The organism is Pseudomonas sp. GM60 (assembly GCF_000282415.1).
Lineage (GTDB): Bacteria > Pseudomonadota > Gammaproteobacteria > Pseudomonadales > Pseudomonadaceae > Aquipseudomonas > Aquipseudomonas migulae.
This window is the reverse complement of record NZ_AKJI01000154.1, coordinates 1-4,627: the sequence shown is the minus strand read 5'-3', so window position 1 is coordinate 4,627 and position 4,627 is coordinate 1. Positions and strand designations below refer to the sequence as shown.

Annotated in this window: 5 protein-coding genes; all 5 read right to left on the bottom strand. The window is 62.7% G+C overall.

Annotation, left to right across the window (positions count from 1 at the left end; translation table 11 throughout):
* Positions 1 to 178: 178 nt before the first annotated feature.
* The 5 genes from ubiT to moaB all read right to left on the bottom strand — a co-directional run bounded on the left by ubiT (position 179) and on the right by moaB (position 4,405).
* Complete coding sequence (gene ubiT, locus PMI32_RS02330; RefSeq protein ID WP_008034784.1) at positions 179 to 649, bottom strand: ubiquinone anaerobic biosynthesis accessory factor UbiT; 471 nt, start codon at positions 647 to 649, stop codon at positions 179 to 181.
* Complete coding sequence (locus PMI32_RS02335; RefSeq protein ID WP_008034783.1) at positions 643 to 1,533, bottom strand: U32 family peptidase; 891 nt, start codon at positions 1,531 to 1,533, stop codon at positions 643 to 645. Before PMI32_RS02335 ends, ubiT begins: the two co-directional genes overlap by 7 nt.
* 11 nt (positions 1,534 to 1,544) lie before the next feature.
* Positions 1,545 to 2,540 carry a ubiquinone anaerobic biosynthesis protein UbiU gene (ubiU, locus tag PMI32_RS02340; RefSeq protein ID WP_008034782.1) on the bottom strand — a complete coding sequence of 332 codons (996 nt, stop codon included), beginning with the start codon at positions 2,538 to 2,540 and terminating at the stop codon, positions 1,545 to 1,547.
* Positions 2,541 to 2,618: 78 nt separating this feature from the next.
* Positions 2,619 to 3,854, bottom strand: coding sequence for a molybdopterin molybdotransferase MoeA (locus tag PMI32_RS02345; RefSeq protein ID WP_008034781.1), 1,236 nt, complete (start codon positions 3,852 to 3,854; stop codon positions 2,619 to 2,621).
* Positions 3,851 to 4,405 (bottom strand): molybdenum cofactor biosynthesis protein B, encoded by a 555-nt coding sequence (moaB, locus tag PMI32_RS02350; protein WP_008034780.1) that lies wholly within the window; start codon positions 4,403 to 4,405, stop codon positions 3,851 to 3,853. The genes PMI32_RS02345 and moaB overlap by 4 nt, the downstream gene beginning before the upstream one ends.
* Between the last annotated feature and the right edge of the window lie 222 nt (positions 4,406 to 4,627).

Here is a 4,627-nt window from a genome sequence, read left to right as displayed (position 1 = left end):
CCGTACGTCAGGGGCAAAGCCTTTTGGTTCCTTTTCGGCGTTTGGAAAAGGGACTCGCCGTAAGGGCGAAACCATAAGCCGTCGTTACCGCAGCAACGGATATGTACACCTGAAAAAAACGGTCGACTACCAGGCCGCCATCGCCAGCAAGCTGGCTCCTACAGTTGAGCAATGCCGGTCACCCCGCCGCCAGCCCCTTCCCCGCCCGCTCCAGATTCCGCCACAACCAGACCGGCAACACATCAGGATCAAGACTGTCGATCAAATTCTTCAACGCCAGCCCCAATTCAGTATCACCCTCAATCACCAGACGCCGACGAAAAAACAGCGTGTCCGGATCCTCCTGACGACTGGCCAACAGCAAAAACTCACGCCAGTTCCCGCTGATCGTCACTGCCGCCACAGCATGCTCGGCAATCCGCAACCCCTGACGACTGAGCGTCAAGTACCAGGACAACCCCAGATCCGGAATCCGCAAACACAACCAACGCCCGCGCAACACCTCAAACTCGCCATCGCGCAACGGCTCGGCGAGGCAGCGATTGAGCGCCTGCTGCAACGCCAGGCGCTGCACGGCAAACGGCACCCGACGCACCAGCGGCAACAACCGGTCAGCACCTTTGAGCAACCACTTTTTTCGGTTCAGCACAGGCCGACCTCCTCGACGCGCAACATGCCGGCCTGGCCATGCCAGTAGCCATTGCACCCTTCGACAAACAACGGCGGCATCTCGCCCGAACGAACCCGCTGATAACTGTCAATCACCTCGGCCATGCCCTGCGCACGCGGGCTCAGGCGCAACAGATCGGCGCCGCAGTCCACCAGCCCGGAATAATCGGCGAGCAAATTGGTGACTTCGGCCGACATGGTTTGAATACCGTTGAGGGTAAACAGTGGCTGCCCTTCCTGGCTGGTCAACGCCATGCCGTCGGGGTAGTTGATGCAGCAAAACTGGCAGTCGTCCTTGGGCCGGTTTTCCGCGCGGGCAGTGAAACAGCGCGCGGAATAGGCCAGGGGCAAATGCCCATAGGCAAAAATTTCAACTTCCGGCACCGCACGCCCAAGTTCACGGACCTGCCCGATCACGTCGCGGATCAGCGCCGCCGAACACTCCACGGGCGGCACCCAGCGCGTCATTCCGCAGTCGAGCAGTTGCGCCAGCGAGTGGCCGTTGTACAGGTTGAGGGCCGGGCCACCCACGAACGGCAACTGGCGCTCGGCGAGGAACTGCACCGCGCCCATGTCATTGGCCTCCACCAACAGTTGGCCGTTGTCACACAGGCGGCGCAGGCTGGAAAGTTCCGACGCTGCTTCGATCAGCGTCAGGCTGGAGAGCACCAACTGCGCCCGGCTGCACTCCTGTAACTCGCGCCCCAGTCCCAGCCACTGATCCAGTGAAAAGGCCCGGCGTTTCGAGCACACGGTTTCCCCCAGGTAAATCACGTCCAGGGGCATGGCCGACATCTCGGCGTAAAAGTTGCTGAGTTGCTCCTTGTCCCAATAAAACAGGACCGGTCCCAGGCTGAGCTTCATGTCGCGTCCCCTCATTGCCATGATCGATGATAAGCACCCAGGGTGGTCTGGCTGCCCTCGGACAAACCGGCCAGCACCTGACGCCATTCTTCCTTGACCCGAAAAGCGCCCGGCGCGCCGCGATGGGCATCCAGCGCGGCGCGCCAGACCCGGGTGACTTGCTCGACGTAGGCCGGGCTGCGTTGGCGGCCTTCGATTTTCACGGCTTCGACGCCGATGGCCGTCAGCTCCGGCAGCAGGTCCAGGGTGTCGAGGCTGGTAGGTTCTTCCAGGGCATGAAAGCGTTTGCCGTCGACCAGGAAACGGCCTTTGCACAAGGTCGGGTAACCGGCCGGTTCGTCGGGGGTGTAGCGGTCGATCAGGACTTCACTGAGCCGCGCGCTCAACCCTTCGGCATCCTCGCTCCAGCGCACCGCCTTGGCCGGCGAACAGACGCCGCACAGGTTCGGTGACTCGCCGGTGATGTAGGACGACAGGTGGCAACGCCCTTCGGCCATGATGCACAGGCTGCCGAAGCCGAAGACTTCAATGGGCACCGGACTGCTGGCGGCCACCTGGCGCACCTGCGCCAACGACAACACCCGTGGCAGCACGGCGCGCCGAATATCGTAGCGCTGCGCGTAAAACGCCAGCGCGGCGGCGTGGGTCGCCGAGCCCTGGACCGAGAGGTGCAACGCCAGTTGCGGATGTCGCTGGCTGGCATAGTTGAGCACCCCGGGGTCGGCGGCGATCAGCGCATCCACACCGAAATCGGCAGCACGATCCACCGCCCGCTGCCAGCGCTCCCAGCCCTTGGGTTGCGGGTAGGTGTTGACGGCGACATAGAGTTTGCGTTGATGCTGACGGATGTGGGCGACGGCGGCGTCGAACTGTTTGTCGTCCATGTTCAGCCCTGCGAAATGCCGGGCGTTGGTGTCATCGCGAAAGCCGACATACACGGCATCGGCGCCTTGGCGCACCGCCGCTTTGAGCGCAGGCAGGTTCCCTGCCGGGCAGACCAGTTGCATGGGTAATCCTCATGAAAAAAGCGGCGCTGCCAGTCTAGCCAGACCGGCAGGCACTGCCTTGACGGCAATCAATTGCCCTCACTGCATCAGGTCGGCAAAGGACAGGAACATCACGTTGTCGTGCTTGAGCACTTGCTGCTCGCAGTCGATCACTGCCAGCCCGTCAGCCCAGCACGCGGCCGTCAGCATCGCCGAGCTTTGCTGAGGGTGCAGTTCCACGCTCAACTGGCCGCCAGCGCCGGGCGTCAACCTGGCTCGCAGGTATTGCCGACGCTTGTTGCGTTGCAACCACTCGAACCCGGCGGGCACGGCCAGTGGCCGTGGCATCACGTCCGTCATACCCTGGGCCCGGAGCAAGAACGGTCGCACCACCACCAACGCGGTAATCAGTGCCGCCGAAGGATTGCCGGGCACGCCGATCCACGGTTTGCCTGCCACTTCGCCAAAAGCCAGCGGTTTGCCCGGCTGCATGGCGATGCGCCAGAAATCGACGCTGCCCAGTTCCTCGATGGCGTGCTTGAGATGATCTTCCTCGCCGACCGAAACGCCGCCGCTGCTCAGCAACAGGTCGCATTCCGACGACGCCAGGCTCAAGGCGTGCCGACTGGCCGCCAGCTCATCGGCCATCACGCCGTAGTCATGTACCTCCACGCCCCATCCACGCAACAGCTCCGCCAGGCAGTAGCGATTGCTGTTGTAGATCTGCCCCGGCGCCAAGGGATCGCCCGGCTCGCGCAGTTCATTGCCGCTGCTGAGCAAACACACCTGCAACGGTCGATAGACTTCGATCCGCGCAATCCCGGCGCCGGCCAGCAATCCGATTTCCTGTGCGCGCAGGCGCTTTCCCGCCTTGAGCAGCAGGTGCCCGCGACGAACTTCTTCACCCTCTTTGCGGACGTGATCGCCAACGCTTGCTGGCGGCAACCAGACACGCTCGCCATCGATACGGCAACGCTCTTGCGGCACGACGGTGTCGGCGCCCGGAGGCAAGGGTGCACCGGTAAAAATCTGCACCGCTTGTTGCGCGAGCAACGGTGCGCACGCCTGATCCCCCGCCGCGATTCGCCCGCCGATCAACAGCCAGCCACCCTCCTCAGGCAGGTCGACGGCCCTGAGGGCGTAACCGTCCATGGCACTGTTGTCCCACGCAGGCAGGTTCACCGGGGAATGGATATCCGCTGCCAGCACGCGCCCCATCGCTTGATCCAGGCGGATCATTTGCACCAGGGGCGGCGGCGGTGCCTGATCGAGCAGGCGGCTGATGGCCTCGTCCACCGGCATCAGGTTGCCGAGGTCGCACACCCGGCCGGTCATGAGCGTGTCTCGCAGGCATCAATGTTGCGTTGAGCCTGAGGTTTCAAATGCGGGGCGAAATTGCAGGGGCCGGTGCGACTGTCCAGTTGTTCTAGCAGGATCTTGTTCCAGGCCGTCCGGCAGGCACCCGGCGAACCGGGCACGCAGCACACCAGCACGCCGTTGCTCATGCCGGCCAGTGCCCGGGATTGCAGGCTGGACATACCGATTTCCTCCAGGGATACCTGACGGAACAATTCGCCGAAGCCTTCCACGTGTTTGTCCAGCAGCGGCAGGACAGCTTGCGGCGTGTTGTCGCGAGCGGTGAAACCGGTGCCGCCGGTCATCAGCACAACTTGTACTTCGGGGTCGGCGATCCACCGGGAAACAGTGGCGCGGATCTGATAGATATCGTCCTTGACCAGATCACGATCGATCAACACATGCCCGGCGGTTTGCAGCAAATCGGTCAGGGTCTGTCCCGAGGTGTCGGTGTCGAAGGTGCGTGTATCGCTGATGGTCAGCACGGCAATGTTCAGGGGTTCAAATGTGCGTTGCGCCAGATGGGCCATGTCCAGGTTTTCCCGTAGATGAGGGTATGGGCCCAAGCCTGAACCGGAATCCTTGATGAGCCTATTCCTCCAAGGAGGTACCTCTCGGGCGCATGGGTTTCTGGCTGATGGGGGGATGGGTTTGTTGGGGGGCATATCCGTTGCTGCGGTGATGGCGGCTATTGGTTTCGCCCTTACGGCGAGTCACTTTGGAAAAGCCCCAAAGTAACCAAAGGGCTCTTG

Bases quoted from the DNA above. Each gene is read 5' to 3' on its own strand.
- PMI32_RS02335 (WP_008034783.1), bottom strand. From the start codon at position 1,533: ATGAAGCTCAGCCTGGGACCGGTCCTGTTTTATTGGGACAAGGAGCAA.
- ubiU (WP_008034782.1), bottom strand. From the start codon at position 2,540: ATGCAACTGGTCTGCCCGGCAGGGAACCTGCCTGCGCTCAAAGCGGCG.
- PMI32_RS02345 (WP_008034781.1), bottom strand. From the start codon at position 3,854: ATGACCGGCCGGGTGTGCGACCTCGGCAACCTGATGCCGGTGGACGAG.
- moaB (WP_008034780.1), bottom strand. From the start codon at position 4,405: ATGGCCCATCTGGCGCAACGCACATTTGAACCCCTGAACATTGCCGTG.